30 protein-coding genes and 1 pseudogene are annotated in these 26,641 nt (G+C 63.0%); 5 read left to right on the top strand and 26 right to left on the bottom strand.

The window, feature by feature from the left end; all coding sequences use genetic code 11:
- Positions 1 to 125 precede the first annotated feature (125 nt).
- Together P8Y64_06205 and P8Y64_06200 are read right to left on the bottom strand one after the other, a co-directional pair.
- Positions 126 to 866 (bottom strand): annotated as a pseudogene (locus tag P8Y64_06205) (AAA family ATPase).
- A 2-nt stretch (positions 867 to 868) separates the two neighbouring features.
- On the bottom strand, positions 869 to 2,272 hold the full coding sequence (locus tag P8Y64_06200) for a sigma-54 dependent transcriptional regulator (protein MEJ2060067.1): 1,404 nt from the start codon (positions 2,270 to 2,272) through the stop codon (positions 869 to 871).
- Between the two features lie 155 nt (positions 2,273 to 2,427).
- Between P8Y64_06200 and P8Y64_06195 the strand changes: the two genes are divergently transcribed.
- Positions 2,428 to 2,889: a tRNA (cytidine(34)-2'-O)-methyltransferase gene (locus P8Y64_06195; GenBank protein MEJ2060066.1), complete on the top strand. Its 462-nt coding sequence runs from the start codon at positions 2,428 to 2,430 to the stop codon at positions 2,887 to 2,889.
- 2 nt (positions 2,890 to 2,891) lie between these two features.
- Here P8Y64_06195 and P8Y64_06190 read toward each other — a convergent pair whose 3' ends face one another.
- From P8Y64_06190 to P8Y64_06165, 6 genes are all read right to left on the bottom strand, one after another.
- Positions 2,892 to 3,896: an NAD(P)-dependent glycerol-3-phosphate dehydrogenase gene (locus P8Y64_06190; GenBank protein MEJ2060065.1), complete on the bottom strand. Its 1,005-nt coding sequence runs from the start codon at positions 3,894 to 3,896 to the stop codon at positions 2,892 to 2,894.
- 15 nt (positions 3,897 to 3,911) lie between these two features.
- Positions 3,912 to 4,394 carry a protein-export chaperone SecB gene (secB, locus tag P8Y64_06185; GenBank protein ID MEJ2060064.1) on the bottom strand — a complete coding sequence of 161 codons (483 nt, stop codon included), beginning with the start codon at positions 4,392 to 4,394 and terminating at the stop codon, positions 3,912 to 3,914.
- 73 nt (positions 4,395 to 4,467) lie between these two features.
- Positions 4,468 to 4,899: a thioredoxin TrxC gene (trxC, locus tag P8Y64_06180; protein MEJ2060063.1), complete on the bottom strand. Its 432-nt coding sequence runs from the start codon at positions 4,897 to 4,899 to the stop codon at positions 4,468 to 4,470.
- Entirely contained in the window at positions 4,896 to 5,165 is a 270-nt protein-coding gene (grxC, locus tag P8Y64_06175; GenBank protein MEJ2060062.1) for a glutaredoxin 3, read from the bottom strand. Before grxC ends, trxC begins: the two co-directional genes overlap by 4 nt.
- Before the next feature lie 6 nt (positions 5,166 to 5,171).
- Positions 5,172 to 5,597, bottom strand: a complete 426-nt coding sequence (locus P8Y64_06170; GenBank protein MEJ2060061.1) for a rhodanese-like domain-containing protein — start codon at positions 5,595 to 5,597, stop codon at positions 5,172 to 5,174.
- Between the two features lie 81 nt (positions 5,598 to 5,678).
- Positions 5,679 to 6,005, bottom strand: a complete 327-nt coding sequence (locus tag P8Y64_06165; protein ID MEJ2060060.1) for a metalloregulator ArsR/SmtB family transcription factor — start codon at positions 6,003 to 6,005, stop codon at positions 5,679 to 5,681.
- Positions 6,006 to 6,143: 138 nt separating this feature from the next.
- Between P8Y64_06165 and P8Y64_06160 the strand changes: the two genes are divergently transcribed.
- The 4 genes from P8Y64_06160 to P8Y64_06145 all read left to right on the top strand — a co-directional run bounded on the left by P8Y64_06160 (position 6,144) and on the right by P8Y64_06145 (position 10,071).
- Positions 6,144 to 7,325, top strand: a complete 1,182-nt coding sequence (locus tag P8Y64_06160) for a peptidoglycan DD-metalloendopeptidase family protein (protein ID MEJ2060059.1) — start codon at positions 6,144 to 6,146, stop codon at positions 7,323 to 7,325.
- A gap of 111 nt (positions 7,326 to 7,436) precedes the next feature.
- Positions 7,437 to 8,744 carry a S41 family peptidase gene (locus tag P8Y64_06155; protein MEJ2060058.1) on the top strand — a complete coding sequence of 436 codons (1,308 nt, stop codon included), beginning with the start codon at positions 7,437 to 7,439 and terminating at the stop codon, positions 8,742 to 8,744.
- A gap of 8 nt (positions 8,745 to 8,752) precedes the next feature.
- Positions 8,753 to 9,541, top strand: a complete 789-nt coding sequence (locus P8Y64_06150) for a divergent polysaccharide deacetylase family protein (protein ID MEJ2060057.1) — start codon at positions 8,753 to 8,755, stop codon at positions 9,539 to 9,541.
- A complete protein-coding gene (locus tag P8Y64_06145; GenBank protein MEJ2060056.1) occupies positions 9,517 to 10,071 on the top strand; it encodes a DJ-1/PfpI family protein in 555 nt (184 codons plus the stop codon). The genes P8Y64_06150 and P8Y64_06145 overlap by 25 nt, the downstream gene beginning before the upstream one ends.
- 122 nt (positions 10,072 to 10,193) lie before the next feature.
- Here the strand turns inward: P8Y64_06145 and P8Y64_06140 are convergent, their stop codons facing one another.
- The 18 genes from P8Y64_06140 to mnmG all read right to left on the bottom strand — a co-directional run bounded on the left by P8Y64_06140 (position 10,194) and on the right by mnmG (position 26,619).
- Positions 10,194 to 10,496 (bottom strand): hypothetical protein, encoded by a 303-nt coding sequence (locus tag P8Y64_06140; GenBank protein ID MEJ2060055.1) that lies wholly within the window; start codon positions 10,494 to 10,496, stop codon positions 10,194 to 10,196.
- Between the two features lie 236 nt (positions 10,497 to 10,732).
- Complete coding sequence (locus tag P8Y64_06135) at positions 10,733 to 11,533, bottom strand: FkbM family methyltransferase (protein MEJ2060054.1); 801 nt, start codon at positions 11,531 to 11,533, stop codon at positions 10,733 to 10,735.
- A 37-nt stretch (positions 11,534 to 11,570) separates the two neighbouring features.
- Complete coding sequence (gene glmS / locus P8Y64_06130) at positions 11,571 to 13,397, bottom strand: glutamine--fructose-6-phosphate transaminase (isomerizing) (GenBank protein ID MEJ2060053.1); 1,827 nt, start codon at positions 13,395 to 13,397, stop codon at positions 11,571 to 11,573.
- A gap of 1 nt (position 13,398) precedes the next feature.
- Positions 13,399 to 14,769, bottom strand: coding sequence for a bifunctional UDP-N-acetylglucosamine diphosphorylase/glucosamine-1-phosphate N-acetyltransferase GlmU (glmU, locus tag P8Y64_06125; GenBank protein ID MEJ2060052.1), 1,371 nt, complete (start codon positions 14,767 to 14,769; stop codon positions 13,399 to 13,401).
- A 120-nt stretch (positions 14,770 to 14,889) separates the two neighbouring features.
- A complete protein-coding gene (locus P8Y64_06120; GenBank protein MEJ2060051.1) occupies positions 14,890 to 15,315 on the bottom strand; it encodes a F0F1 ATP synthase subunit epsilon in 426 nt (141 codons plus the stop codon).
- A gap of 12 nt (positions 15,316 to 15,327) precedes the next feature.
- The gene (gene atpD / locus P8Y64_06115; protein MEJ2060050.1) at positions 15,328 to 16,728 is read right to left on the bottom strand and encodes a F0F1 ATP synthase subunit beta; all 1,401 of its coding nucleotides are present in this window, start codon (positions 16,726 to 16,728) and stop codon (positions 15,328 to 15,330) included.
- Between the two features lie 40 nt (positions 16,729 to 16,768).
- Positions 16,769 to 17,629, bottom strand: a complete 861-nt coding sequence (gene atpG / locus P8Y64_06110; protein ID MEJ2060049.1) for a F0F1 ATP synthase subunit gamma — start codon at positions 17,627 to 17,629, stop codon at positions 16,769 to 16,771.
- Positions 17,630 to 17,662: 33 nt separating this feature from the next.
- Positions 17,663 to 19,204 (bottom strand): F0F1 ATP synthase subunit alpha, encoded by a 1,542-nt coding sequence (gene atpA / locus P8Y64_06105; protein ID MEJ2060048.1) that lies wholly within the window; start codon positions 19,202 to 19,204, stop codon positions 17,663 to 17,665.
- A gap of 13 nt (positions 19,205 to 19,217) precedes the next feature.
- On the bottom strand, positions 19,218 to 19,754 hold the full coding sequence (locus P8Y64_06100) for a F0F1 ATP synthase subunit delta (protein ID MEJ2060047.1): 537 nt from the start codon (positions 19,752 to 19,754) through the stop codon (positions 19,218 to 19,220).
- A gap of 10 nt (positions 19,755 to 19,764) precedes the next feature.
- Positions 19,765 to 20,235, bottom strand: coding sequence for a F0F1 ATP synthase subunit B (locus P8Y64_06095; protein ID MEJ2060046.1), 471 nt, complete (start codon positions 20,233 to 20,235; stop codon positions 19,765 to 19,767).
- Between the two features lie 50 nt (positions 20,236 to 20,285).
- Positions 20,286 to 20,528, bottom strand: coding sequence for a F0F1 ATP synthase subunit C (gene atpE, locus P8Y64_06090; protein MEJ2060045.1), 243 nt, complete (start codon positions 20,526 to 20,528; stop codon positions 20,286 to 20,288).
- Between the two features lie 37 nt (positions 20,529 to 20,565).
- Entirely contained in the window at positions 20,566 to 21,435 is an 870-nt protein-coding gene (atpB, locus tag P8Y64_06085; GenBank protein ID MEJ2060044.1) for a F0F1 ATP synthase subunit A, read from the bottom strand.
- Between the two features lie 2 nt (positions 21,436 to 21,437).
- Positions 21,438 to 21,803 carry an ATP synthase subunit I gene (locus P8Y64_06080; GenBank protein ID MEJ2060043.1) on the bottom strand — a complete coding sequence of 122 codons (366 nt, stop codon included), beginning with the start codon at positions 21,801 to 21,803 and terminating at the stop codon, positions 21,438 to 21,440.
- 145 nt (positions 21,804 to 21,948) lie between these two features.
- A complete protein-coding gene (locus P8Y64_06075; GenBank protein ID MEJ2060042.1) occupies positions 21,949 to 22,806 on the bottom strand; it encodes a ParB/RepB/Spo0J family partition protein in 858 nt (285 codons plus the stop codon).
- A gap of 33 nt (positions 22,807 to 22,839) precedes the next feature.
- Positions 22,840 to 23,625, bottom strand: coding sequence for an AAA family ATPase (locus P8Y64_06070; GenBank protein MEJ2060041.1), 786 nt, complete (start codon positions 23,623 to 23,625; stop codon positions 22,840 to 22,842).
- Positions 23,618 to 24,262, bottom strand: coding sequence for a 16S rRNA (guanine(527)-N(7))-methyltransferase RsmG (gene rsmG / locus P8Y64_06065; protein ID MEJ2060040.1), 645 nt, complete (start codon positions 24,260 to 24,262; stop codon positions 23,618 to 23,620). Before rsmG ends, P8Y64_06070 begins: the two co-directional genes overlap by 8 nt.
- A complete protein-coding gene (locus P8Y64_06060) occupies positions 24,263 to 24,736 on the bottom strand; it encodes a DUF302 domain-containing protein (protein ID MEJ2060039.1) in 474 nt (157 codons plus the stop codon).
- Positions 24,733 to 26,619 carry a tRNA uridine-5-carboxymethylaminomethyl(34) synthesis enzyme MnmG gene (gene mnmG, locus P8Y64_06055; GenBank protein ID MEJ2060038.1) on the bottom strand — a complete coding sequence of 629 codons (1,887 nt, stop codon included), beginning with the start codon at positions 26,617 to 26,619 and terminating at the stop codon, positions 24,733 to 24,735. The genes P8Y64_06060 and mnmG overlap by 4 nt, the downstream gene beginning before the upstream one ends.
- Positions 26,620 to 26,641 lie beyond the last annotated feature (22 nt).

Here is a 26,641-nt window from a genome sequence, read left to right as displayed (position 1 = left end):
ACGATGGCCGCGATCACCGCACTGGCCAGCCAACCGAGCCAGGGGGCGGGGCGCGAACCCGACACCGGATCCAGGTCCCGCGCGGCGCGGCGGACCAACCCCGTGGTGATGGCGTGCGTACCGGCGGCGTAGGCCGCCAGCAGACACTTGTCGGCGAGGATGTTGATACGGCGGATCAGCCCCTGCGAATAGCGCGCGATCTGCCGCGCCACGCGGGGTGTGAACAGGTCCGGCCCGCGGTAGCCGGCGGCCCGCATGCGGAAGTTGAGATACCCGTGCGTGTCGGCGCGCTGCAACGGCTGCAGCTCGAAACTGTGGGTGATGCGTTCCCGCAGCTGGCGAATGGCGGTTTCGCGAAGATTGATATCCAGCTCGGGCTGCCCGAACAGCACGATCTGCAACAGCTTATGGTCGGCCGTCTCCAGATTGCTCAGCAGGCGCAGTTCCTCGAGGGTCGCCAGGGGCATGCCCTGGGCCTCTTCGATGAACACCACCACATTGTGGCCGCTGGCATGGCGCTCCAGCAGAAAGGACTGCAGCCGCTGCATCACTTCGAGCCGGCTCAATCCTTCCGTGGGCAGACCCAGTTCGAATGCGACCGCCTGGGCGATGTTGTCCGGGCTCAGACTGGGGTTGGCCAGATAGACGATATCGACCTGGTCAGCCAGTTCGAGCTCCAGCATGCGGCACAGCATGGTCTTGCCGCTGCCGACCTCGCCGACCACCTTGACGATACCCTCGCCGGCCGTGACGGCGTATACGAGGGCGGCCAGCACGTCCCCCCGATGCGCGCCGGAATAGAAAAAGCCGGGATCCGGCGTGATCCGAAACGGCGGCTTCTTGAGTCCGAAGTGGTCCAGATACAGCATCAGCGAACACCCAGGCGTTGCATACGACTGTACAAGGTCGTCCGGTTCAGGCCGAGGTAACGCGCGGCCTTGCTCAAATTCCCACCCGCGAGGTCCAGCGCACACAGTATGTGTTCACGCTCCACCTCGTGGAGATAACCGTCGAGCTCGAAGCCGATCTGGCGCAGATGGTGCTGTGCGTCCGTGGCGGTGGGGGCGACCAACTGCCCTGTGCCGGGATCCATCTCGGCACGCAACGCCTCTTCGGAGACGGTCTGGTTGGGATATTTCGTCCCCAGACGAATTACAAGGTTTTTCAACTCTCGCACATTTCCGGGAAAGTTATAAGTCTCCCACAGGCGCTGCGCCTCCTTGCTCAGGATGAAGCGCGGCACGGTACGCGCATAGGCCTGCTGGAAGTGGCGCAGAAGGCGGGTCGCGTCACCCGCCCGGTCGCGCAGCGGCGGGCAGTGGATACGCAGCACGCTCAGCCGGTGATACAGGTCGGCGCGGAATCGGCCCTCGTCGACCAGGGCCCGCAGGTCGCGATTGGTCGCAGCCAGCAGACGCACCTTCGCATGCCGCGGCCGCGTCTCGCCCACGCGGTAGTATTCGCCGTTCTCCAGCACCCGCAGCAGCTTGGCCTGCAGGCCGGGCGGCAGCTCGCCCATCTCGTCCAGCAACAGGGTGCCGCCGGAGGCCTCGGCGAAAAAGCCGACGCGCTCTTCGTGCGCCCCGGTGAAGGCGCCGCGCGCATGGCCGAACAACTGAGCCTCGATCAGATCGCCAGGCAGGGCCGCACAGTTGACCGCCACATACGGCCCCCGGCTGCCCTCGCTCATGCGATGGATCTCGCGGGCAACCAGTTCCTTGCCGCAGCCCGATTCGCCGGTGATCAGCACCGGGAAGGGCGCGGAGGCGAATTGCCGTATCTGCGCCCGCAGCGCATCCATGGCCGGGCTTTCGCCCAGCAGCATCTCGCCCTGGCCGGGTTGGAGCTGATCCTGCGTCTGGGTCTCCAGCATCAACTGCTGATGTTCCAGGCGGGCGAGAATGTGTTCCGGTGCACTGGGTTTGCTGATGAAGTCGGCCGCGCCCAGGGCCAGTGCGTGATTGACGTGCTCCGCCTCCTCCTGCCCGGTCAATACCAGGATGCGCATTTCGGAGTCGTGCGCCAGCAGTTCGGGAATCAGGGCGAACCCCTCCTCCGGGCTGTGGGTGTCTGGCGGCAGTCCCAGATCGACCAGGGCCAGGCGCGGCATCCGGCCGGTGTTGGCCAACAGCGTTTGCACTTCCTGTCGGGAGGATGCGCTGACCACGGTAAACCGCCGGCCGAGATAAAATCCCAGACTGTCCCGTATGGCCGGATCGTCATCGACGAGTAAAACGGCCGGCTTGGATAACACATGTGGTCGAGCAGACATTTCCGGTTTCGCCTCCATGATCGCGGAATGGCAATGCTTGGTCTCTGATTTCCCTGGAGTTTATGTCCGCTCGCGCCTCAACTGACAGAAAATGAACACCCCAATTGTCGAAACTGTGACGGCTGTCACAGTTTCGACACCACTTCGGAGCCGTTATGTTTCACGTGGTCTTGTTCGAGCCGGAAATCCCGCCCAACACCGGCAACATCATCCGCCTGTGCGCAAACACCGGGAGCCATTTGCATCTGATCCGCCCGCTCGGTTTCGAACTCGACGACCGGCGTCTCAAACGGGCGGGGCTGGATTACCGAGAGTGGGCGCGCATGCGGGTGCACGACACGCTGGATGACTTTCTGGAAAGCGTCGCGCCACCCCGTGTGTATGCGCTGAGCACCCATGCCACGCGGTCCTATGCCGAGACAAGCTATGCGCCGGGGGACGCCCTGCTGTTCGGACCCGAGACGCGCGGGCTGCCGGCTGAGGTGCGGGTACGCTTTGCGGAGGGATTGCGGCGGATCCCGATGGTCGCGGAAAGCCGCAGCCTGAACCTGTCGAACGCGGCGACGGCCGTGCTCTACGAGGCCTGGCGGCAGAACGGATTTGCAGGGGCTGGTTAGGGCTAACCGAGTTCCGGTTTGAGATCGCGGCCCAGCAGTTCGCTGACCGCGGCGCGTGGCGCGATTCCTTCATAGAGGACGCGAAAGACCTGTTGCGAGATCGGCAGTTCCACTTCGGTGCCGCCGGCCAGGCGCATGACGACCTTGGCGGTTACCGCACCCTCCACCGCCTGGCCGATGTCGCGCAGCGCGCTTTCCAGCGCCTTGCCCTGGCCGAGCGCCAGGCCGAGCCGGCGATTGCGCGACTGGTCGTCGGTGCAGGTCAGCACCAGATCGCCCAGGCCGGACAGCCCCATGAGGGTCTCGGCCCGCGCGCCGAGCCGGTCTCCCAGCCGCACCATCTCGGCCAGACCGCGCGTCACGAGGGCGGCGCGGGCATTCGCCCCGAAGCCCAGACCGTCGGAAATGCCGGCGGCGATCGCCATGACGTTCTTCAGCGCACCGCCGAGCTGTACCCCGATCAGGTCGTCGCTGGTATAGGCGCGGAAGGTCTCGCTGTGCAGGATGGTGGCCACCTCGCGGCAAAACGCGGCGTTGCCGCCGGCCACCGTAATGGCGGTCGGCAGGCCGCAGGCCACCTCCCAGGCGAAGGAGGGCCCGGAAATCACGGCATAGGGCCGGGACACGCCCAACTCTTCCTCCAGTACCTGGTGCAAAAACTTGCCGCTCTCCACCTCCAGCCCCTTGGTGGCCCAGATGAGCCGTGCGGTGGGACGCAGATGAGGCTGCAGAGTTTTCAGAAAGCCGCGAAAGGCCTTGCTCGGCACCGCGATCAGCAGGTCGTCGCACGCGGCGCAAACCGCCTCGAGGTCCGCGGTGGGCGTCAGCGTCGGCGGGAACTCGATGTTCGGCAGGTAACGGGCATTGGTCCGGGTACGCGACATGGCCTCGACGGCCTCGGGCTTGCGGTCCCACAAATGGACGGCATGCCCGTTGCGCGCCAGGTGCACGGCCAGTGACGTGCCCCAGGACCCTGCCCCGAGAACGGCGATGGCGGATCCAGGCATCTCGCCGGCCGGGGGTTAGTGCGTAGCCCCCGTTTCGGGGTCCGACGTGGCGGGCGGGTTGCCCTCTCCCTGGTTCTCCAGGTGCTGGGCGTAAAGGGCGTCGAAATTGATGGGCGCGAGCTGCAGGTCCGGGAAGCCGGCGCGCACCGACAGGCTGGAGACGGCCTCGCGGGCGTAGGGGAACAGGATGTTCGGGCAGAAGCTGCCCATCATGTGCCCCATCTGCTCCTCGTCGAAGCCGCGCGCGCTGAACACGCCGGCCTGTTTGACCTCCACCAGGAAGGCCGTGTTGCCGGCGTTCTTGGTGGTGACGGTCAGGGTGAGGGTCACATCGTAAATGCCGTCTTCGATCTTCTGGCTCTCGGTGTTCAGTTCCAGATTGCTTTCCGGCTGCCACTCGTTGGTAAAGACCTGCGGCGCGTTGGGCACCTCGACCGAGGCGTCCTTGAGATAGATTTTCTGGATGGTGAATTCCTGGGCTGTGGTCTGGTCAGTCATGATCGATGCTTGTTCCCTAAAAGTCGTTGGAGATGGGTTGAATCCGTAAAGAATCGGGCGAGCGCCGCCGGTATCAGAGTTGCTGGCTCACCCATTGCCGCAGCTGTCCGGCGTCCATGGCGCCGGAGACGCGCGCCTTCTCACGCCCGCCGGCGAACAGAATAAGGGTCGGAATGCCGCGTATGCCGTATTCGGCGGCAGGCTGTTGATGGGCCTCGGTATCAAGCTTGCCCAGTCTGACTCGCGGTTCGAGTTCCCGCGCGGCCTGCTCGAAGGCCGGTGCCATCACGCGGCAGGGTGCGCACCAGGGCGCCCAGAAGTCGACCAGCAGCGGGATTTCCTCCTTGGCGATAAACCGCTGCAGCGTCTGCGGGGTCAGTTCCAGGGGATGGCCGCCGAACAGCGGTTCGTGGCAGCTGCCGCAACGCGGCGATTCCGCCAGCCGCGCCTCGGGGACCCGGTTGAGCTTCAGACAATGCGGGCAGACGAGAATCCGCCCACTCACGCCTCTCTCCCGAGCAAAGGATCGAGCCGCCCTTCCCGCTCCAGCGCGGCCATGTCGTCGTATCCGCCGACGTGCACCTCACCGATGAAGATCTGCGGCACGGTGAACCGGCCACTGCGGTCTTCCATCTCCGCCCGCCGCTCGGGATGCTGATCGATGCGGATATCCTCGAACTCCACCCGCTTCGAACTCAACAGGCGCCGCGCCATCACGCAATAGGGGCAAAAGCGCGTGGAATACATGATGACCTTGGGCTGACTACTCATTGACCGTTACTTCTTGCTCAAGGGGAGGTTCGCTTCCTGCCAGGCCATGATACCGCCCTTGAGATTCACCACGTTCTTGAAATCGCGTTTCAAAAGCTGCGAACAGGCCTGGGCGGAACGGCTGCCGCTGCGGCAATAGGCGAGAATGGTCTTGTCGCGGAATTTTTCCAGCTCGTCGACCCGTTTGGTGAGGTCGGCCAGCGGGATGTGCTTGGCGCCGCCGATCACGCCGGTGCGAACCTCGTTGGCATCCCGAACGTCGAGGAGCAGGGTCTCGTCCTGGTTGATCAGGCGTACGGCCTCGGCGGGCGAGACCTGACGGAACCCGGAGGTGAAACGGCGGATTTCGGTCCAGATGATCAGCACCACCACCGCCGCCAGCAAGGCGAACAACACGGGATGGCGCGAGACAAAAGCGAGGTATTCTTGCATGCGCAGGGGCCCAGGGAAAATCAGGACGCCTTTTTAGCAGGAAGCGGGGTTCAGGCCAAGTCCGACCGCCCCGGAAGGACTTCAGGCCTGGTTACAGAAGACTTCCTGCATCATGCCGATCAGGCGCAGGGTGCGCGCGTCGCCGACCCGGTAGTAGACGCGGTTGGCGTCCTTGCGGGAGGCGAGAATGCCCTTGTCCCTGAGTATGGCGAGGTGCTGGGAGATGTTGCTCTGGGAGGTGCCGACGCTGTCCACGATCTCCTGCACGCTCACCTCGCGATCCCCCAGGGTGCAGAGGATTTTCAGCCGCAACGGGTGTGACATGGCCTTCAGGGAACGGGAAGCCCTTTCGATGTCCTCGTCTTGGGACATCAATTGCGGCGTCAGGAGTTCGGTGGATTCGGGCATCAGGAGGTACCGCCGGATCACGAAGTCGTAATATTATTAAATTATACAGTACAACAACGCCTTACTGTCCACAACGTCTCCTTGCTCGTTGCCCCCGCCGGGCTACAATGGGTGCCGTCCCCAAAGGGTCCCGATCCTGTGTTCCGGCCACGTTCTAGCCTGCTTGTCCTGCTGCTGGTCAGCCTGTGTTGCGCGCCGCCCGTGCCGGCGGCCGACCAGCGCGCGGAAACTGCGGCCAAGCTGCAGAAAATCCAGCGTGAAATCAGCGCCTTGCAGGCCAATCGCGAACGCACTCTGCAGAAACAGGATGCACTGCAGGCCGAGCTCGGACGCATCGAACGCGAACGCGGGCGTTTGCTGCACGAGCTGCGCTCCATCCGCCAACGCCTGGCAAAACAGGAGCGGCGCCTTTCCGGTCTGGAGACCCAGCGCCAGTCCCTGCTGACCCATCTCGCTTCCCAGCGCAAGGCGCTGGACGCCCAGTTGCGCGCCATGTTCATGATGGGCGGCGACCCGCAGCTCAAGCTGTTGCTGAACCAGCAGGACCCGGCCACGCTCGGCCGCACCCTGACCTACGCCCGGTACCTCAACCAGGCCCGCGTGCATCGGCTGCAGGACCTGCAGCAGACGCTCGACGAACTGGCGCAGACGGAATCTGCCATCCACGACCAGAAACATGCCCTGGAGCAGAGCCGTGATCAGGCGCAGGCGCGCATCCGCACCCTGGCACGCAACAAGCGGGACCGGCAGGCGCTGCTGGGCAGGATCGACGAGCGGCTCAAATCCCAGCAGGCACGACTCGGCTCGCTTAAAAAGAACGAGCAGGACCTGCAGTCCCTGCTCGATTCACTCGGCAAGGTGCTGTCCGACATTCCCGACAACATCGGCTCTTTCCAGCGCTTTCCCAGCCTCAAGGGGCGACTGCCCTGGCCCGTCGACGGCAGGCTGCGCGCCCGTTACCACCAGCGGATCTCGGGCAGCGACGGCAAGCTGCGCTGGCACGGCGTGCTGATCGGGGCCAAACCGCATGCGCCGGTCCGCGCTGTCGCCAACGGGCGCGTCGTGTTCGCCGACTGGATGCGCGGCTACGGCCTGCTGATCATCGTCGATCACGGCCGCGGCTACATGAGCCTCTACGGACACAACGAAAGCCTGTACAAAGCGGTCGGCGACTGGGTGGACGCCGGGGACATTCTCGGGCGCGTGGGTGACAGCGGCGGCCACTCGCAGCCGGGCCTTTACTTCGAAATCCGCCACAACGGCAAGCCGGTCAATCCCGGCCAGTGGTGCAGTCACAAGGTGCGCTTTGCGAGCCGATAAATCGCGTTCCCGCGGCTTCGACATGCTAAGATGCTCAGAACTTTTGACCCGGTATAAGCAGCCCCAGGGGGGTGGCGGAGCCGCACCCTTCGTGTTGGTAGGGAGAGCTTCATGAGAAACAAGCGTTTAATCTTCGGAATCCTGCTCGGTATGGTCATCGGCACCATGCTGAGTACCTCGATCACGGTCTTCGCCGACCGTGAGCAGGCCCCTGCCAATGCCGAGGCGCTCCCGCTGGACGAACTCCGCCTGTTCTCCGACGTATACAGCAAGATCAAGGAGGATTACGTCGAGGACGTCAGCGACAAGAAGCTCATTGAAAGCGCCATCGAAGGCATGGTGACCGGTCTGGATCCGCATTCCGCGTTTCTGGACAAGGAGGCCTTCAAGGAACTGCAGATCGGCACCACCGGCGAATTCGGCGGCCTCGGTATCGAGGTCGGCATGGAGAACGGCTTCGTCAAGGTGGTTTCCCCCATCGACGACACACCGGCGCAAAAGGCCGGCATCAAGTCCGGCGACCTGATCATTCGCATCGACAACAAACCCGTCAAAGGCATGAGCCTGGATGACGCCGTCAAGCTCATGCGCGGCAAGCCCGGCAGCAAGGTCACCCTGACCGTGGTCCGGGAGGGTGCCGCCGCACCCATGGAGATTTCCATCAAGCGCGCCGTGATCCACGTGAAGAGCGTGAAATACCGCATGCTCGAATCCGGCTACGGCTACGTACGCATTGCCAGCTTCCAGTCCCGCACCGCGGAGGACCTGCAAAAGGCCCTCGAGGCGCTGAAGAAGGAAAACAAGGGCGACCTCAAGGGGCTGGTGCTCGACCTGCGCAACAATCCCGGCGGGGTGCTCACCGCAGCGGTGGGTGTGGCGGACGCCTTCCTGAACAAGGGCCTGATCGTCTACACCAAGGGCCGCATCGCCGATTCCGACCTGCGCTATTCCGCCTCCCCGGGGGACGACCTGGACGGCGCCCCGATGGTGGTGCTGGTCAACGGCGGCTCGGCCTCCGCTTCGGAGATCGTTTCCGGAGCGCTGCAGGACAACAAGCGTGCCCTGATCGTGGGCACCAAGACCTTCGGCAAGGGCTCCGTGCAGACCATCCTGCCCATGCCCGAAGGCACCGCACTCAAGCTCACCACCGCGCTGTACTACACGCCGTCCGGACGCTCCATCCAGGCCGAGGGCATCGTGCCCAACGTGACCCTGGACCCGCTGAAAGTAAGCAGCCAGAAGGAGACGTTCAAACCGATCACGGAAGCCGACCTGAGCGGCCATCTGCAGAACGGCAACAAGAAACAGGCGCCTGAGGCAAAATCCGGGGACGATCTGAGCCTGGCCGAAAAGGATTATCAGCTGTACGAGGCGTTGAATCTCCTCAAGGGTCTGTCCATCTACGGCAAGTGGCGCTGATAACCCACATGTATCCCCGGCAGGCGTGCCTCGGGCTCGCCTGCCTGCTTTTGCTTTTCCTGTCGACCTCGCTTCGCGCCGAACCCGCCCGCCACCCGCTGATCGCGATCATCATCGACGATCTCGGCTACAACCTCGCGGCGGGCCAGGCCAGCCTCGCGCTGCCGGGCGCGCTCACGGTTTCCGTACTGCCGGACACGCCTTTTGCCCGCCGGCTGGCAGACGAAGCCCATGCCCGCGACAAGGAGGTCATGCTGCATCTGCCCATGGAATCGGACGATGACCGCCGGCTCGGCCCGGACGGCCTGACCCTGGACATGGACGAAACCCAGATGAAGCGGACGGTGCAAAAGGCCCTGGCCGACATTCCGTACGTGCGCGGCGTCAACAACCACATGGGCAGCCTGTTGACCCAGCATCCCGGCGACATGGCCTGGGTAATGCAGGTGCTGCAGCAGCACGGCGGGCTGTATTTCATCGACAGCCGCACCACGCCGCGTACCGTCGCCGAGCAGGTGGCGGCCGAGCACGGCCTGCCCCATGCGGCGCGCAACGTCTTCCTGGACGCCAAGCCGGGGGATCCCGCCTACGTGGCGCACCAGTTCGACACCCTGATCCAGATCGCCCGGGCGCGCGGCTATGCCATCGCCATCGGGCATCCTCATCCTGCAACCCTGATGGTCCTGCGGGAACGCCTGCGCAACCTGGCCAGCGACGGCGTTACACTGGTGCACGCGAGTCAACTCATCCGTGCCAAGCAGGAGGCCAGATCATGGTTCGCATCCTTATCCCCCTAGCCCAGGGCTGCGAGGAACTCGAGGCGGTTACCCTCATCGACCTGTTTCGCCGCGCCGGCTTCGAGGTCGTTACCGCCGGACTTGACGACCGACCCGTCACGGCCTCCCGCGGCACCCGGCTCCTGCCCGATGTCACCCTGGACAGCGTTCTGGGTGAGGACTTCGACCTGATCGCACTGCCCGGCGGCCAGCCCGGCGCCGACAACCTCCAACACGACACCCGCCTCGCCGAGCTGCTCGGCCGGCATGCCGGCAAGGGACGCTACACCGCCGCCATCTGCGCCGCACCCAAGGTGCTGGCCTCGGCAGGTCTGCTGGAAGGCCGCCACGCCACCGCCTTCCCGGGCGTGCTGGAGGCCATGAACCTGCCCGACACCACGCTCACCACCGATGTGGTGACCCGTGACGGGCACATCCTCACCTCACGGGGTCCCGGCACGGCCATGGACTTCGCGCTTTCACTGATCGAACTGCTGGCCGGTGCGGACAAACGCGCCGAAGTGGAAGGCCCGCTGCAACGCCCCGTTTGATCATCGCTCCACCGCCGTAACCGACAAACTCGAAGCCCGTTCGCTGCACCGGCGATTTTGACAGGCACAAAAAAAGCCGGGCCCTGAGGCCCGGCTTTTATGCAATCCCGATACGGTTTCGCTTAGTGACTCTTGATGTTGTGCAGCATGGGACGCTGGCCGCTTTGCACCGCGCGGCGGATGAAATCGGCACGGCCGGGTTCGCGGCCGTTCAGTTCTGTGGCGCACTGCGAATCGACATAGGCGGCTGCGGCCAGCAGCACTTCCAGTTCACACAGGTCGACCTTGGGGCTGGTCCAATCGGTCGGCTTGGAGGTGAGCGTACGACCGATATCCCAGAACATGCGCGGACTCCACATCATCTGTTGCACGCGGGGGTGCTGAAAAAGCTCTACGCAGCGTGCGTTCAGGGCGTTCTGATCCATAACCACTCCGTCTCTATACGTACTTGGCAAGCCGGCAATCCTACCCCATGAATGACGCCAGGGAAAGCCGCCTTTGCTGAAGGCATCTAACACCATGTTTTTCATAAAGAATTTTGCCCGCCCTTTGCTGTAATTTAGATTTAGGGTGGGCTTCTAAGGCCTTAATTCAACTGAAGCCTAATTAACCCGATATGACATCAAGTCTAAGCCCATGGCGTTGCTTTCATTGATGGGTTTCATCCCGATTTGCCATGTCGAAATTGATTACTCATCAGTTTCTTAATAATTGATATTGGTGAGTCCATATTTAGGCAAAGATTAAAGATATCTGCCGTCTTTTCCTTTTTGTTAATTTTCTTGTTCCTATCGATGCAAAACATTGGATCATGGCTTTTTGCAAAAAGCACATCTACTTCGTTCAACCTTCCATCTGGTAGATAGTGAAATTCATAAACATCCGCCATCTGAAATCCATACGAAGCCATTAATTCAATGATTGAATGAAACAACGGCGCGCCTTGATTGTATTCCAGCAACTGAGTTTCCATCAGGATGAACTTCGCATGTTCCATCGTAGCCAATGCGCCTTTTAAAACGTCTGCTTCCGCTCCTTGTACATCCAGTTTGATGAAATCGTAAGTAGGTCCTGACCGCTTTACTATTTCATCCAATGTTGTTGTCTTTCTTATTTCCTCTATGACGTTTTCTTTCGCGTATGACGGCGTATTTTCCTTATAAAGGGAATTGCCTGATGTCCCGCCATTTATTGTTTTGTAATAGATCGCTTCTTTTGCTTGATCTGATAAAAGAGTTATCTCAAGTTCGGAATCTGGCATCCTATGCTGAATATTTTCCAAGGCCCCTAATAACTTCTCTTTGTGATCTTGATTTCCCTCGATCATCAAGATTGGCGCATTAGGAAATACGCTATGAATCATTTCAGACCACTTACCGACATGCGCTCCAATATCAATAATGCCTTGTGGCACATACCCAGCATGTTTTAAATATTCGAGCCTTGCTTTGTGCGAGCGCATTTTTATCTGATCACGAAGAAGTTGGTTGCAATGTCCACTATTCCACCGTCACGGATTTGGCCAGATTGCGCGGTTGGTCGACGTCCGTGCCCTTGAGCACGGCGACGTGATAGGCCAGCAGCTGCAGGGGGACGCTGAAAACGATGGGGGCGGTCCATTCGCCCACATCGCCCAGCTCCAGGGTCTGGACATCCGCTTCGGCACGCAGCGGTTTCCCGCTGGTGAACACGAACAGCTTTCCGCCGCGGGCGCGCACCTCCTGAAGATTCGACAGCAGTTTTTCGAGCAGGCTATCGTTCGGCGCCACCGCGATCACCGGCATCTCCTCGTCCACCAGTGCCAGCGGGCCGTGCTTGAGTTCGCCCGCCGGGTAGGCCTCTGCATGGATGTAGGAAATCTCCTTGAGCTTGAGCGCACCTTCCATCGCGATCGGGAATTCGATCCCGCGGCCCAGATACAGCGCATGATGCAGGTTGGCGAACGCCTGCGCCCAGGCCTCGATTTCCGGCTCGCGTTTCAATACGTCCTCGATCTGCGCGGGCAGGTGTTCGAGCTCGCCGATCAGCGCCTTCTCGGTGTCCTGCGTCATCCCGTGCGCCCGGCCGCCGGCGATGACGAACAACAGCAGGGCGACGAGCTGGGTGGTGAAGGCCTTGGTCGAGGCCACGCCCAGCTCCGGGCCGGCGTGGGTCATCAGCACCAGGTCGGAGGCGCGTACCAGCGAGCTTTCCGGAACGTTGCAAATCGCCAGCGAGGCGACGTACCCCGCCGATTTCGCGGCCTGCAGGGCGGCCAGGGTATCCGCCGTTTCGCCGGACTGGGAGATGGTCACGAACAGCGTGCCCGGCGCCACCACGTGACGGCGATAGCGATACTCGCTCGCCACCTCGACCTGACAGGGCAGGTCGGTCAGCGTCTCCAGCCAGTATTTCGCGATCAGGCCGGCGTGGTAGCTGGTGCCGCAGGCCACGATTTGCACGGCTTTGACCTGATCGATCAACTCGCCGGCGCGCGGCCCGAGGATTTCCGCCGGCACCCGCCCGCCCACGATGCGCGATTCCAGGGTGTCGGCAATCGCCTGCGACTGCTCGTGGATCTCCTTGAGCATGAAATGCCGATAGTTCCCGCGCTCGGCTGCGGTTGCGCTGAGCGCCGATTCGTACACCGGCCGCTCCACGATCTGGCCGCTGCGGTCGTAGATGGTCATGCCGTCGGGGCGCAGGTCGGCGACGTCGCCGTTTTCCAGATACACGAATCGCTGGGTGACGGGGAGCAGGGCCTGCACGTCCGAGGCGATGAAGTGTTCGCCGATACCGATACCGATGACCAGCGGGCTGCCCTCGCGCGCGGCGACCAGACGGTGCGGTTCATCGGCCGAGATCACGCCGATGGCATAGGCCCCCTGGATTTCACCAATGGTCTTGCGTACGGCATCGAGCAGGTCGCTGCCGTGCTGCAGGTGGTGTTCGATCTGATGCGCCACCACCTCGGTGTCGGTCTCCGAGGTGAAGCGGAATCCTTCCTTGCGCTGTCCCTCGCGTAACGCTTCGTGGTTTTCGATGATGCCGTTGTGCACCACCGCGATGTGTTTGTTGCAGATGTGGGGATGGGCATTCTGCTCGCTCGGCTGGCCGTGCGTCGCCCAGCGCGTGTGGGCGATGCCGAGCATGCCGTTCAGCGGTTGCCGCTGCAGGGCATCGGCCAGTTGCGCGACCTTGCCGACCCGCCGCAGGCGTTCCAGCTCGGCATCGTGCAGCACGGCCATGCCGGCGGAATCGTACCCACGGTATTCGAGCCTGCGCAGCCCTTCGAGGAGGATCGGCGCGACATCGCGCTGCGCCACGCCGCCGACTATCCCACACATGTCACTTCTCCTGCTTTTTTTCGGGGCGCTTCCAACCGTCCACCGTGGTCTGCTTGGTTGCCGTCAGGGTCAACTTGCCTTCGGGGGCCGTTTTGCGCAGCACCGTAGCGGCACCCAGGGTCGCGCCCTTGCCTACTGTAACCGGCGCGACCAGCACCGAGTTGGATCCGGTGGAGGCGTTGTCCTCGATGACGGTGCGGTGCTTGTTGGCGCCGTCATAGTTGGCCGTAATGGTCCCGGCCCCGATGTTGACCTGGCTGCCCATGGTGGTGTCGCCGACATAGCTCAGGTGATTGACCTTGCTGCCCTGGCCTATTTGACTGTTCTTGATCTCGACAAAGTTGCCGATGTGATTACCGCCGGCCAGCTCCGCACCTGGGCGCAGGCGCGCAAACGGGCCGACCCGGCTGCCTGACCCCACCCTGGCCTGCTCAATCACGCACATCGGCAGGATCTCGGCACCGGCCTCGATCTCGCTGTCGCGAATCACGCAGTTCGCACCGATGTGCACGTCGTCGCCGATGATTACCTCGCCCGCCAGCTCCACATTGGCGTCAATCTCGACATCCACCCCGATCCGTACCCGACCACGCACCCGCAGCGACGCTGGATCGAGCAGGGTCACACCCTGTGTCATCAGGTCGGCGGCGGTGCGCCGCTGAGCATAGGCCTCCACGGCCGCCAGCTGCGCACGGTCGTTGATCCCGCTGACCTCCATGGCGTCCTGGCAGCGCACCCCGGCGACACCCGAGCCTTCGTGCACGGCCAGCGCGACGCAGTCCGTGAGGTAATACTCGCTCTGGGCGTTGTCGTTGCCGATGCCGTCTATCCAGCGTTCCAGCGCCTCGCGCTCCGCCGCCAGGATGCCGGTGTTCACCTCGCGCAGGGACCGTTCGGCATCCGAGGCATCCTTTTCCTCCACGATTTTCGTCAGCTGGCCGTGACCGTCGCGTACGATGCGCCCATAACCCGTCGGCTGATCAAGTTCGGTCGTCAGCACCGCCAGCTTCGCGTGCTGCAGCGCGTCGAGCAGGGGATTCAGAGTCGCCGGGCGTATCAACGGTACGTCACCGTACAGCACCAGGATGTGATCCACGTCCTGCATGGCGGGCAGGGCCTGCTTGACTGCATGCGCCGTGCCCTCCTGGGATTCCTGCAGCACCGCATCCACACCCTGGCCGTCCAGATGCGCGATGACGGACTCGGCACCGTGCCCGTAAACGACACTGATGCGCTCGCCATCCAGGGCCAGGGCGGTATCGATGACGTGGTCCAGCATGGGCCGTCCCGCCACCCGGTGCAGCACCTTGGGCAGACGGCTGCGCATCCGGGTTCCCTGGCCGGCGGCGAGGATGATGACTCCGAGACTCATGGATTCAGGCAAAACTGGTCTTCAAAGGTAGCGATTGTACCCGATCACCCGTGTACGCTGCCCTAACGAAAACGGGCAGCCCGATGGCTGCCCGTAAAGGTACTGCGTGTGGCGCGCGGATCACTTCAGATTTTTGCGCATCTTTTCGATCATGCGCAGTTGGGCGATCGCCTCCAGCAGTTCGGATTGCGCCCGGGCGTAATCGATCTCACCCTTGTTGTCCGACAACAGCTGTTCGGCGCGCTGCTTGGCCTCCAGCGCCGCCGCTTCGTCCAGGTCCTTGGCACGCACCGCGGTGTCGGCCAGAACGGTGACGACGTGCGGCTGGATCTCGAGGATACCGCCGGATACGAAGTAGAACTCCAGCTCCTGCTTGCCCTCGGGTTTGACGCGGACCTCGCCGGGCTTGAGCCGGGAGATGAAAGGACTGTGGCGCGGGAAGATGCCCACCTCGCCCATCTCGGCGGGGGCGTAGACCTCCTCGACGGGGCCGGAGTAGATGCTTTCCTCCGCGCTCACGATGTCCACATGCATGGTCATGGGCATAAGTATAGCCTCTTACTTCATCTTCTCGGCTTTTTCGGCGGCCTCGTCGATCGTGCCGACCATGTAGAACGCCTGCTCGGGGAGGTGATCGTACTCGCCGGCCACGATGGCCTTGAAACCGCGGATGGTTTCGCTCAGCGAGACGTACTTGCCGGGCGCGCCGGTAAAGACTTCGGCCACGAAGAAGGGCTGGGACAGGTAACGCTGAATCTTACGGGCGCGGGCCACAGTCAGCTTGTCCTCTTCCGACAGTTCGTCCATACCCAGAATGGCGATGATGTCCTTCAGCTCCTTGTAGCGCTGCAGCACGTTCTGCACGGTGCGGGCCGTGTCGTAATGCTCCTGACCGATAACCAGCGGATCGAGCTGGCGGCTGGTCGAATCCAGCGGGTCCACCGCGGGGTAGATGCCCAGCTCGGCGATCTGACGCGACAGCACGACGGTGGCGTCCAGGTGCGCGAAGGTGGTGGCCGGGGAGGGGTCGGTGAGATCGTCCGCCGGCACGTACACGGCCTGCACGGAGGTGATCGAACCCTTCTTGGTCGAGGTGATGCGCTCCTGGAGCACACCCATTTCCTCGGCCAGGGTCGGCTGGTAACCCACCGCCGAAGGCATGCGGCCGAGCAGCGCGGACACCTCGGTACCGGCCAGGGTGTAACGGTAGATGTTGTCGATGAACAGCAGCACGTCGCGGCCTTCGTCGCGGAAGTATTCCGCCATGGTCAGTCCGCTCAGCGCCACGCGCAGACGGTTGCCCGGCGGCTCGTTCATCTGGCCGTACACCATCGCCACCTTCGATTCCTCGAGAGCGTCGAGGCGGATAACGCCCGCTTCGGACATCTCGTGATAGAAGTCGTTACCCTCACGGGTACGCTCGCCCACGCCGGCGAACACGGACAGACCCGAGTGCTGGGTGGCGATGTTGTTGATCAGCTCCAGCATGTTGACGGTCTTGCCCACGCCGGCGCCGCCGAACAGACCGACCTTGCCGCCCTTGGCGAAGGGACACAGCAGGTCGATGACCTTGATGCCGGTTTCCAGCAGTTCGGTCGAACCGGACTGCTCCTCGTAGCTCGGTGCCGCGCGGTGGATGGCCCACTTTTCTTCCGTCTTGACCTCGCCGCGTTCGTCCTGGGGCTCGCCCAGCACGTTCATGATGCGGCCCAGGGTGCCCTTGCCGACGGGTACCGAAATCGGCGCGCCGGTGTCGGTCACATCCAAATTGCGGCGCAGACCGTCGGAGGGGCCCATGGCGATGGTACGCACCACGCCATCACCCAGCTGCTGCTGCACCTCCAGGGTGAGATTGGTTTCATCCACGATCAGCGCGTCGTAAACCTTCGGGATACTGTCCCGCGGAAATTCCACGTCAACGACGGCGCCAATGATCTCGACGATGGTGCCCTTGCTCATGGTTTATATCCTCGTAAAAATCTATCTGAATTCTTGATCGTTAGACCGCCGCAGCGCCGCTGACGATCTCGGAAATTTCCTGGGTGATGGCTGCCTGGCGCGCCTTGTTGTAGACCAGCTGCAGCTGATCGATGAGCTCGCCGGCGTTGTCGGAGGCGCTCTTCATGGCGATCATGCGCGCCGCCATCTCGCAGGCGACGTTCTCCACCACCGCCTGATACACCTGCGACTCGATATAGCGGGTCAGCAGGTCGTTCAGGACCTCTTTGGCATCTGGCTCGTACAGGTAGTCCCAGTGATGCTTGAGACTCTCATCCTGTGCCGGCACCACCGGAATCAGCTGCGACGCACTCGGCTTCTGTGACATGGTCGAAACAAAACTGTTTTCGATCAGGATCAGGCGGTCGATCTCGCCTTCGTTGTAGGCATCGAGCATCACCTTCACCGTGCCGATCAGATCGGTCAGCCGCGGCGCATCGCCGAGGTGGGTGATTTCCGACATCACGTCGCCCATGCGCTTGAAGAACGCGCGAGCCTTGGCGCCGATGATGCAGAGGCGGATCTCCGCACCCTGGTCGCGCCAGTGCTTGATCTCGCCCAGGGCCTTCTTGAACAGGTTGATGTTCAGGCCGCCGCACAGGCCGCGGTCGCTGGAAACGATGATCAGGCCGACCCGTTTTACCTCCGGGCGTTCCTCAAGATACGGATGCACGTACTCCGGATGCGCCATCGCCAGATGGCCAATGACATTGCGCATCTTCTCGGCATAGGGGCGGGATGCATGCATCCGGTCCTGCGCCTTACGCATCTTGCTCGCGGCCACCATTTCCATGGCCTTGGTGATCTTCTGAGTATTCTTGATACTCTTGATCTGCGTGCGAATTTCTTTTGCGCCAGCCATTGGTCTACCTACCGTTGCGTTTCGTGTCTCGCCTTACCAGACGTTCTTGGCCTTGAAATCCTCGAGGGCCTTACGCATGGCCGCCGCGATCTCATCGTTGTAGTCGCCGGACGCGTTGATCTTGTCCAGCAGACTGGCCTGCTCCGAACGCAGGTAGCTGACCATGGCCGCCTCGAAGTCCACGACCTTCTTGACGTCGACGTCGTCCAGGAAGCCTTCGTTGGCGGCGAACAGACTGAACGCCATCTCGGCAATGGACATGGGGCTGTACTGTTTCTGCTTCATCAGCTCGGTCACGCGCTGACCGCGTTCCAGCTGCTTGCGGGTCTGCTCGTCCAGGTCGGAAGCGAACTGCGCGAATGCCGCCAGCTCGCGGTACTGGGCCAGTGCCAGACGTACACCGCCGCCGAGCTTCTTGATGATCTTGGTCTGGGCCGCACCACCCACGCGGGAGACCGACAGACCGGCGTTGATGGCCGGACGGATACCCGCGTTGAACAGGTCGGTTTCCAGGAAGATCTGACCGTCGGTGATGGAGATGACGTTGGTCGGCACGAAGGCGGACACGTCACCGGCCTGGGTCTCGATGATCGGCAGCGCGGTCAGCGAGCCGGTTTGGCCCTTCACGGCGCCCTGGGTGAACTTCTCGACGTACTCGGCGTTCACGCGCGCGGCACGTTCCAACAGACGCGAATGCAGGTAGAACACGTCACCCGGATAGGCCTCACGTCCCGGCGGACGCTTCAGCAGCAGGGAGACCTGACGGTAGGCCCAGGCCTGCTTGGTCAGATCGTCGTAGATGATGAGTGCATCTTCACCACGGTCGCGGAAGTATTCGCCCATGGCGCAGCCGGAGTAGGGCGCGATGAACTGCATGGCGGCGGACTCGGCGGCCGGTGCGGCGACGATGATGGTGTGGTCCATGGCGCCGTGCTCTTCGAGCTTGCGCACCACGTTGGCGATACTGGAGGCCTTCTGGCCGATCGCCACGTAGATACAGGTAACACCGGTGCCCTTCTGGTTGATGATGGCGTCGATCGCAACGGCGGTCTTACCGGTCTGGCGGTCGCCGATGATCAGCTCGCGCTGTCCGCGGCCGATCGGCACCATGGCGTCGATGGCCTTGAGGCCGGTCTGCACCGGCTGGTCGACCGACTGACGCTCGATAACGCCGGGGGCGATCTTTTCGATCGGGGAGAACCCGTCGTTCTCGACCGGTCCCTTGCCGTCGATGGGGTTGCCCAGAGCGTCGACCACGCGGCCGGTCAGGCCCTTGCCGACCGGCACCTCGAGGATGCGGCCGGTGCACTTGGCGGTGTCGCCCTCGGAGATGGTCTTGTAATCGCCCAGCACCACCGCGCCCACGGTGTCACGCTCCAGGTTGAGCGCCATGCCGTAGACATTGCCGGGGAATTCGATCATCTCGCCGTACATTGCGTCGGCAAGACCATGAATGCGCACGATACCGTCGGTGAGGCTGACCACCGTACCCTCGGTACGGGCCTCGGCCGCCGCTTCGAAGTTCTCGATGCGCTTTTTAATCAGTTCGCTGATTTCAGTCGGATTGAGTTGCATCGTTCAATTCCTCTCAGTGGCCCAATGCGGTGCGCATCTTTTCCAGGCGCCCTTTCACGGAACCATCAATAACCAGATCGCCGGCGTGAATAACCGCGCCGCCCATTAGGGATTCGTCGACTTCGCAGACCAAACGTACTTCGCGTCCCAGGCGCGCCTTGAGCGCCTTGACCACGGCGGCCTGCTGCGCGTCGTCGAGCGGAAGCGCGGAGATCAGTGTCGCTTCGACCGAACCTTCCGCCTCGTTCTTCATGTGCTCGTAGATGGCGGCGATTTCCGGCAGCAGTTCCAGGCGGTCGTTTTCGACCAGCACGGTCAGCAGGTTTTGCCCCTGCGCGTCCACGTTGCCGTCGCATGCCTTCTTGAACAGGTCGAGCTGCTGTTCTTTGCTCAGCCGGGGACTCTCGATAATGGCCTGCATCTCCGGGGTGTGCGCCGCCGCAGCCAGGAACATCAGCTGCTCGGACCACTTGCCCAGGGCGTTGCCGGCTTGAGCCAGCTCGAAAACGGCCCGTGCGTAGGGACGAGCAAGGAAGGTGGTTTCAGCCATGACTCAGCCCCTAGAGTTGCGCGACGAGATCGTCGAGCACCTGCTGATGGGCCTTGGCGTCGATCTCTTTCTTCAGCACCCGCTCCGCGCCGACCACCGCCAGAGACGCCACCTGACCACGCAGCTGTTCGCGTGCCCGGTTGATCTCCTGGTCGATCTCAGCCTGGGCGGCCGCCTTGAGGCGATCGCCTTCGGAACGCGCCTGCTGCTTGGCCTCTTCGACCACCTCGCTGGCGCGCTTCTGTGCTTGGGAAATGATCTCGGCCGCCTGCTGCTTGGCGGCGTGAAGCTCTTCCAGGGCGTGCTTTTTGGCCAGCTCCTGTTCGTGCTTGCCACGCTCTGCGGCGGCAAGGCCATCGGCGATCTGCTTCTTACGCTCGTTGAGCGCTTTCATGATCGGTGGCCAGACATACGTCATGACGAACCACACGAACACGAAGAAGGCTATCGACTGGCCGATGAGGGTTGCATTGATATTCATGCCGATTCCTCTCGATTACGTCGAGTTCGATACCTAGGGCGAGTTGCTGCTTATCCACCCACCACGGCGAACAGGACGTACAGGGCGATACCGACCGCGATCATAGGCACGGCGTCGACCAGACCCATCACGATGAAGAACTGGGTACGCAGCATGGGGATCAGCTCGGGCTGACGCGCGGCACCTTCAAGGAAACGCGCACCGAGGATACCGATACCGACCGCGGCGCCCAGGGCACCCAGGCCCATCATCAGACCACCAGCGATGTACAACAGAGCAGTTGCGACTTCCATTGTTTATCTCCCGATTAAACGAAGTTGAAAAGTTGAATTAGTGATGTTCCTGATGCGCCATATCCAGGTACACGATGGTCAGCGTCATGAAGATGAACGCCTGCAGCGTAATGATGAGGATATGGAAGATTGACCATCCCAGTTGGAGCAGGCCGCCGAAGCCGCCCATGACCCAGCCAGCGCCATACATCATGGCGATGAGGATGAAGATCGTTTCACCCGCGTACATGTTGCCGAACAGTCGCAGGGAGAGCGAAACCGGCTTGGACAGCAGCGCCACGCCTTCCAGCAGCAGGTTGACCGGAAAGCCGAGCTTGCCGAAGGGCTGGAACGCGAGCTCGCCGATGAAGCCGCCGATACCCTTGATCTTGACCGAGTAGTAGAGCATCAGCCAGAACACGCCGAGCGCGAGGCCGAAGGTGATGTTGGGATCGGCGCTGGGCACGACGCGCATGAAGACATGATGCGGTTCCATGCCGAAGAAGGTGCTGCCGATCCAGCCGCTCAGCATGGGGATCCAGTCGACCGGGATCAGATCCATCAGATTCATCAGGAACACCCAGACGAAGATCGTCAGGGCGAGGGGCGCGATAATGTCGTTCTTGCCCGCGAAGGAGCCGCGCACGCTGGTGTCCACGAACTCCACGATCCATTCCACGAAGTTCTGCAGGCCACCCGGGATGCCGGTGGTCGCTTTCCTGGCCACCGCGCCGAACATGAAGACAAAAATCAGCCCCAGCACCAGCGTCCACCCCAGGGAGTCGAGATGGAACGCCCAGAAACCCATTTCCTTGGCCTGTTCGGCGCTGTGCGCCAGGCCCCAGTGACCGTCGGGAAACTTACCGAAGGTCATGAAGGTCATGTGGTGATGGATGTACTCCCCAGAAGTAATCGCTTCGCTGGACATGCCTATTTGCTCTGTAATCTTTTCTCGAAACCTTGTGTCAGCAAAGCACCGATCTGCAGGGCGATGAAGCCCGCCAGCAGGCTCGTGGGTTCAAGGCCCAGCGGACCGAACCCCAGCACGAGCAACGTGGCCATGACCACGAAGCGCTGCAGCTCGCTGCTGATGGCATAGCGCAGGGTGCGCATGGCATCTTCAGCGGCGCGCGTACGTGCGCGCTGGTAGTACCAGATCGATATTGCTGTATTCACCAGGACGATCCCCCCGCCGTAGACGGTCGCGAGCATCGAGTCCAGGCCTTTGAAATACAGGGCAAGCACTCCCCCCAAGGCCAGCAGCAGCAACTGGACGGTTAACCTTCGTGCGCCCATGCAGGTCTGCCTCGTGTCGGCTTGCTGGTTGTCTTGTATGTAATAAGGCGCAATCGGCCGTGAGCGCCCCTGGACAACAGGCCGCGCAGTATAAAGAGTCGCCTTTAGAGGGTCAACAAGCTGACGGGGCAGGATTTATGAAGGTTTATTTAATGTGCTGGAGGATCCCGTCCAGCTCGTCCAGGCTGTTGTAATGGATCACCAGGCGGCCTTTGCCGTCGCCGCCGTGGGCGAGCTGGACCTTGGCCCCCAGTTGCTCGCTGACCCGCTGCTCCAGGCGCTTCACGTCCGGATCCGCGCTCTGCGGCCGTGCCGGCCTGGACTTCGGGTGCTGCAGTGACTTGATGTACTGCTCGGTCTGACGCACCGACAGGCCGCGCGCGGCCACGTGGCGGGCAGCCTCCAGCTGGGCCCGCCCCTGCAGGGCCAGCAGGGCCCGGGCGTGGCCCATCTCGAGCTGGCCCTCGTCGACCATGGCCTTCACCTCGTCGCTCAGGTCCAGGAGGCGCAGCAGGTTGGTCACCGCGGTGCGCGAGCGCCCCACCGCCTCGGCGGTCTGCATGTGGGTCAGGCCGAATTCGTTGATCAGACGCTGCAGGGCGTTCGCCTCTTCCAGCGGATTCAGATCCTCGCGCTGGATGTTCTCGATCAGCGACATGGCCGCGGCCGCCTGGTCGGGAATGTCGCGCACCACCGCCGGCACCTCGAGCAGGCCCGCCATCTGTGCCGCCCGCCAGCGCCGCTCGCCGGCGATCAGCTCGAACTCCCCGTCGCCGACCCGGCGCACCACCACCGGCTGCACCAGGCCCTGGGCGCGGATCGAATCGGCCAGCTCCTGCAGGGCCTCGGGGCGGATGTGCACCCGCGGCTGGTACTTGCCGCGGCGGATGTGCTCCACGGGAATATGGCGCAGATCGCTGTCGTCCGCGGTTTCGCGGACCTCCGCGGCGGAACTCAGCAGCACGTCCAGGCCTCTGCCCAGTCCGGGTTTTTTTCTGGTCATGAAATTACAATCGTCCTCGCCGGACTCACGTCGTTATTGATGCACGAACACGGTTCGCGTGTCGCGGCGCAGCATCTCGCCGGCCAGGGCGAGGTAGGCCAGGGCGCCGCGCGAGCCCTTATCATACTGGATTACCGGCATCCCATAGCTGGGGGCCTCGGCCAAACGGATGTTGCGGGGGATGATGGTGCGGTAGACGCGATCGCCGAAATGCTGGATCAGCTGGGTCGAAACGTCGTTGGACAGGTTGTTGCGCGGATCGTACATGGTGCGCAGCAACCCCTCGATCTGCAGTTCCGGATTGGCCGTCTGGCGGATGCTTTCGATGGTGCGGATCAGCGCCGACAGCCCCTCCAGGGCGTAGTACTCGCACTGCATGGGAATCAAAACCCCGGTGGCGGCCACCAGGGCGTTCACGGTCAGCATGTTCAGGGACGGCGGGCAATCGATCAGAATGTAGTCGTATTCATTGCGCACCGGCTGCAGCGCCCGACGCAGCTTGAATTCGCGTCCCTCCATCTGCATCAGCTCGACCTCGGCGGCGGTCAGGTCGCCGTTGGCCGGCAACAGGCTGAACCCCGAGCCCTCCACGGATACGATGGCGCGCTGCGGCGCCATCTCCGCCATCAGTACATCGTAGATGCTGGCCCGGATGCTGTGCTTGTCCACCCCGCAACCCATGGTGGCGTTGCCCTGGGGGTCGAGATCGACCAGCAGGATCTTGCGGCGCGTCGCAGCCAGGGAGGCGGCGAGATTCACGCTGGTCGTGGTCTTGCCGACCCCGCCCTTTTGATTGGTTACCGCCAGAATCTTACCCATGCTCTCCTGCCAACCTGCTGATGACGATCAAATGCCGCTCCCCGGTCACGCCCGGCACACGCAGCTGCGGGCTGTCTTCCACCACATAACCCGCCGGCAGGGCCCGGATCTCGTCCACGGGCAGCTTGCCCTTCATGGCCAGCCAGTGTGCTTGCGGTGCCGCCAGCGCCGCTGTTCCCTCGACAAACGCCCGCAGGCTGGAAAACGCCCGGCTGAGCAGGGTATCAAAGGGCCGTGACGGGCGGTAGCTTTCCAGCCGCTCATTGACCACTTCGACGTTGTTCAGCCCCAGTTCGATCACGGTCTGGCGCATGAAGCGCGCCTTCTTTGCCGAGGCGTCCAACAGGGTATAGTCCAGATCCGGCGTCATCACCGCCAGCGGAATGCCCGGCAGGCCGGCGCCGCTGCCCACGTCCAGCAGTCTCGGCCCATGCAGCCAGGGCAGCACGGCCAGGCTGTCGAGGATATGCAGCGGAATCATCTGGTCCGGATCGCGCACCGCCGTCAGGTTATAGACCCGGTTCCAGCGTTGCAGCAGGTTCAGGTACTTCAGCAGGGCATCGTGCTGGCGTTGCGTGGTCTGGATGCCCGCCGCGCTCAGACCGTCAGCGAGCGCGGCGGATCGGTCGACCGACATTCAGAGCGAACCCGCCTCGTTGGTCAGCCTGTCCAGCAGGGCGCGCATCTTGGCGGCGAGCGCATCGTGGTCCTTGATGAAATGCCAGTGCAGCATCACCTTCGGATCGGTGTAGCCCATCCACACCCGGCCGCGCTCGTCTTCCCAGACCAGCACCCGCAACGGCAGGTCGATGCCGATGGTCTGGGTCTCCTGCATCAACGTGGTGCCCAATCGGGGTTTGCCGAAAATAATCACCTCGGTCGGACGCAGCGACATGCCGACCGACTTGGCGTTGGCGGCATGATCGATGGTCGCGAAGACCGGAATGTTTTCCTTCTTGAGCTCCGCCTGCAGGCGCTCGATGGTCACCCTCACGCTGTGATGGCTCGGCTTGATGACCATGCGGTCCCCGGCTGCGGCGGTCTGGGCCGCGAATCCGAACAACAGCAGACACCACAGCAACAAGGCGTTTCGAATTATTGTTTGTTTCATGCCGACTTCAACCAGTTCTGTTTTTTGAGATGCACGAGCAGCAGGGAAACCGCCGCCGGGGTGACACCCGAGATCCTCGCCGCCTGGCCCAGCGTGGCCGGACGGTGCGCCTGCAGCTTGCTGCGGACCTCGTTGGACAACCCCTGTACCGCAGCGTAATCGAGATCGTCCGGCAGCAGCGTTTCGTCGTGGCGGCGGGTGCGCTCGATTTCCTGCTGCTGGCGGCTGATGTAGCCGGCATATTTCGCCTGTACCTCGACCTGTTCCGCCACGCTGGGGTCATCCGTTCCGGGACCGAGTTCAGGCACAGACATCAGACCGGCGTAGGTCACGCCTGGTCGTTTGAGTAGCTCAAGCAGATTCTGTTCCTTACTCAGGGTCTCGCCGAGCGTTTCGCGTAATGCCGGCCCGGCGCCGCGGTCGGGAAACACCATGGTCGAGCGCAGACGCCGTTGTTCCTTTTCGATGGCCTCGCGCTTCGCGCTGAACGCCCGCCAGCGGGCCTCGTCCACCAGCCCCAGTCGATAACCGATTTCGGTGAGGCGCTGGTCGGCATTGTCCTCGCGCAGCAGCAGGCGGTGTTCGGCACGCGAGGTGAACATGCGGTACGGCTCGGCGGTGCCGCAGGTGTTGAGATCGTCGATCAGCACGCCGATATAGGCCTCGTCCCGGCGCGGCACCCAGGCCTCCTCGCCCGCGACTTGGCGCGCGGCGTTGAGGCCTGCGATCAGGCCCTGGGCCGCGGCCTCTTCATAGCCGGTCGTGCCGTTGATCTGCCCGGCGAAAAACAGGCCGCCGATCTCCCGCGTCTCGAGGCTGGGACGCAGGTCGCGCGGGTCGAAAAAGTCGTATTCGATGGCGTAGCCGGGGCGGGTGATGTGCGCCTGCTCGAAGCCCGCGATGGAACGCACCAGCGCGAGCTGTATGTCGAAGGGCAAGCTGGTCGAGATCCCGTTCGGGTAGATTTCGTGCGTGTGCAACCCTTCCGGTTCGATGAAGATCTGGTGCCGGTCACGGTCGGCGAAGCGCACCACCTTGTCCTCGATGGACGGGCAGTAGCGCGGCCCGACGCCCTCGATCACGCCGGTGTACATCGGCGAACGGTCCAGGCCGCCGGCGATGATCTCGTGGGTGCGGGCATTCGTATAGGTGATATGGCAGCTCACCTGCGGCGGGTGTTCCTCGCGCCGGCCCCGGAAAGAGAACACCGGCGTGGGCTCGTCCCCCGGCTGCGCCTGCAGCCGCGAATAATCGATGCTGCGCCCGTCGATGCGCGGCGGCGTACCGGTCTTGAGCCGGCCGACGCGCAACGGCAGCTCGCGCAGACGGGCGGCGAGGGCGATGCTGGGCGGGTCGCCGGCGCGCCCGCCCTGACTCTGACTCTCGCCGATATGGATCCGCCCGCCCAAGAAGGTGCCGACGGTCAGCACCACGGCGCGCGCCGCGATGCGCACCCCCATCTGGGTGACCACCCCGGTCACCCGGTCGCCGGTAACGATCAGATCGTCCACCGCCTGCTGGAACAGGGTCAGGTTGGGCTGGTTTTCCACCGCTTCACGGATGGCCTGCTTGTAGAGCTGGCGGTCGGCCTGCGCGCGGGTGGCCCGAACGGCCGGACCCTTGCGCGCATTCAGAATACGGAACTGAATTCCCCCGCGGTCTGCGGCATGCGCCATCGCCCCGCCCAGGGCGTCGATCTCCTTGACCAGGTGTCCCTTGCCGATACCCCCGATGGCCGGGTTGCAGCTCATCTGACCGATGGTCTCGATGTTCTGAGTCAGCAGCAGCGTGCGCACACCGAGGCGGGCGGCCGCCAGTGCCGCTTCCGTACCGGCGTGGCCGCCACCTATGACGATGACATCGAAATCTGTCGGGTACTGCACTTTGTCTACACCTGAATACGCG

Source organism: Gammaproteobacteria bacterium (assembly GCA_037388465.1).
Lineage (GTDB): Bacteria > Pseudomonadota > Gammaproteobacteria > SpSt-1174 > SpSt-1174 > JARRKE01.
This window is presented reverse-complemented; position numbering and strand designations above follow the sequence as displayed.

Excerpts from the sequence above, each read along its gene's own strand:
- P8Y64_06200 (MEJ2060067.1), bottom strand. The coding sequence starts at position 2,272 with ATGTCTGCTCGACCACATGTGTTATCCAAGCCGGCCGTTTTACTCGTC.
- P8Y64_06195 (MEJ2060066.1), top strand. The coding sequence starts at position 2,428 with ATGTTTCACGTGGTCTTGTTCGAGCCGGAAATCCCGCCCAACACCGGC.
- P8Y64_06190 (MEJ2060065.1), bottom strand. The coding sequence starts at position 3,896 with ATGCCTGGATCCGCCATCGCCGTTCTCGGGGCAGGGTCCTGGGGCACG.
- secB (MEJ2060064.1), bottom strand. The coding sequence starts at position 4,394 with ATGACTGACCAGACCACAGCCCAGGAATTCACCATCCAGAAAATCTAT.
- grxC (MEJ2060062.1), bottom strand. The coding sequence starts at position 5,165 with ATGAGTAGTCAGCCCAAGGTCATCATGTATTCCACGCGCTTTTGCCCC.
- P8Y64_06170 (MEJ2060061.1), bottom strand. The coding sequence starts at position 5,597 with ATGCAAGAATACCTCGCTTTTGTCTCGCGCCATCCCGTGTTGTTCGCC.
- P8Y64_06165 (MEJ2060060.1), bottom strand. The coding sequence starts at position 6,005 with ATGCCCGAATCCACCGAACTCCTGACGCCGCAATTGATGTCCCAAGAC.
- P8Y64_06155 (MEJ2060058.1), top strand. The coding sequence starts at position 7,437 with ATGAGAAACAAGCGTTTAATCTTCGGAATCCTGCTCGGTATGGTCATC.
- P8Y64_06150 (MEJ2060057.1), top strand. The coding sequence starts at position 8,753 with ATGTATCCCCGGCAGGCGTGCCTCGGGCTCGCCTGCCTGCTTTTGCTT.
- P8Y64_06145 (MEJ2060056.1), top strand. The coding sequence starts at position 9,517 with ATGGTTCGCATCCTTATCCCCCTAGCCCAGGGCTGCGAGGAACTCGAG.
- P8Y64_06140 (MEJ2060055.1), bottom strand. The coding sequence starts at position 10,496 with ATGGATCAGAACGCCCTGAACGCACGCTGCGTAGAGCTTTTTCAGCAC.
- P8Y64_06135 (MEJ2060054.1), bottom strand. The coding sequence starts at position 11,533 with ATGCGCTCGCACAAAGCAAGGCTCGAATATTTAAAACATGCTGGGTAT.
- glmS (MEJ2060053.1), bottom strand. The coding sequence starts at position 13,397 with ATGTGTGGGATAGTCGGCGGCGTGGCGCAGCGCGATGTCGCGCCGATC.
- glmU (MEJ2060052.1), bottom strand. The coding sequence starts at position 14,769 with ATGAGTCTCGGAGTCATCATCCTCGCCGCCGGCCAGGGAACCCGGATG.
- P8Y64_06120 (MEJ2060051.1), bottom strand. The coding sequence starts at position 15,315 with ATGCCCATGACCATGCATGTGGACATCGTGAGCGCGGAGGAAAGCATC.
- atpD (MEJ2060050.1), bottom strand. The coding sequence starts at position 16,728 with ATGAGCAAGGGCACCATCGTCGAGATCATTGGCGCCGTCGTTGACGTG.
- atpG (MEJ2060049.1), bottom strand. The coding sequence starts at position 17,629 with ATGGCTGGCGCAAAAGAAATTCGCACGCAGATCAAGAGTATCAAGAAT.
- atpA (MEJ2060048.1), bottom strand. The coding sequence starts at position 19,204 with ATGCAACTCAATCCGACTGAAATCAGCGAACTGATTAAAAAGCGCATC.
- P8Y64_06100 (MEJ2060047.1), bottom strand. The coding sequence starts at position 19,754 with ATGGCTGAAACCACCTTCCTTGCTCGTCCCTACGCACGGGCCGTTTTC.
- P8Y64_06095 (MEJ2060046.1), bottom strand. The coding sequence starts at position 20,235 with ATGAATATCAATGCAACCCTCATCGGCCAGTCGATAGCCTTCTTCGTG.
- atpE (MEJ2060045.1), bottom strand. The coding sequence starts at position 20,528 with ATGGAAGTCGCAACTGCTCTGTTGTACATCGCTGGTGGTCTGATGATG.
- atpB (MEJ2060044.1), bottom strand. The coding sequence starts at position 21,435 with ATGTCCAGCGAAGCGATTACTTCTGGGGAGTACATCCATCACCACATG.
- P8Y64_06080 (MEJ2060043.1), bottom strand. The coding sequence starts at position 21,803 with ATGGGCGCACGAAGGTTAACCGTCCAGTTGCTGCTGCTGGCCTTGGGG.
- P8Y64_06075 (MEJ2060042.1), bottom strand. The coding sequence starts at position 22,806 with ATGACCAGAAAAAAACCCGGACTGGGCAGAGGCCTGGACGTGCTGCTG.
- P8Y64_06070 (MEJ2060041.1), bottom strand. The coding sequence starts at position 23,625 with ATGGGTAAGATTCTGGCGGTAACCAATCAAAAGGGCGGGGTCGGCAAG.
- rsmG (MEJ2060040.1), bottom strand. The coding sequence starts at position 24,262 with ATGTCGGTCGACCGATCCGCCGCGCTCGCTGACGGTCTGAGCGCGGCG.
- P8Y64_06060 (MEJ2060039.1), bottom strand. The coding sequence starts at position 24,736 with ATGAAACAAACAATAATTCGAAACGCCTTGTTGCTGTGGTGTCTGCTG.